The 710-nt window shown below is 63.2% G+C and carries 2 protein-coding genes; both read left to right on the plus strand.

Annotation, left to right across the window (positions count from 1 at the left end):
- The coding region (locus Q664_RS55920; RefSeq protein ID WP_075207735.1) for a helix-turn-helix domain-containing protein at positions 1 to 344 on the plus strand (344 nt) is incomplete at its 5' end.
- 56 nt (positions 345 to 400) lie between these two features.
- A partial coding sequence (locus Q664_RS49785) for a transposase (protein ID WP_043414108.1) occupies positions 401 to 710 on the plus strand: 310 nt, incomplete at its 3' end.

The raw sequence follows: 710 nt of genomic DNA on the forward strand, positions 1-710 counted from the left end.
TGGACTTGCGTGAGCGCGCGGTTGCGGCCTACAGGCGTGGAGGCAGAACCATGGAGGAGGTGGCCGCCGAATTCAGTGTGTGTTCCAAGACGCTCGCTCATTGGCTGAAGCTCGAGGATGAAACGGGGTGCCTGGAACCACGGCCACGTGGCGGCGGCAACTTCTCGGCCATCCAGGGGGAAGTACTGGAGACGCTCAAGGGCCAAGTGCGTACACGGCCCGATGCCACGGTGCAGGAGCACCTCGAAGCGTTGGTGGCTCGGACACAGGTGCATACCAGTTCCTCGGCGGTCTCGCGGGCACTACGGCGGCAGGGACTAGGACTCAAAAAAAGTCGCTCGTAGCCTCGGAGCAACGGTCTCCGCGGGTCCAGGCACTGCGGCGTGTCTTCCTCCTCCTGATGCTCCTGCTCGACCCGCGACGGCTTGTTTTCCTCGACGAAACCGGCTGCCACACGAGCATGACGCGCACTCATGGACGTGCTCCACCAGGTGAGCGCGTGGTGGGATACGTCCCCAGAAACCGCGGCACCGTCACCACCGTGCTGGGCGCTTTGGCGCTGGACGGCATCCGGGCACTGATGACCATCGAAGGAGCCACAACGGGCGATGTTTTCGAGGCATTCGTCGAGCATATGCTCGTCCCCAAGCTCAATCCGGGCGACATTGTCGTCATGGACAATGTGGGTGCGCACAAGCCCGAGCACATCC

The organism is Archangium violaceum Cb vi76 (genome assembly GCF_000733295.1).
GTDB classification, from domain to species: domain Bacteria; phylum Myxococcota; class Myxococcia; order Myxococcales; family Myxococcaceae; genus Archangium; species Archangium violaceum.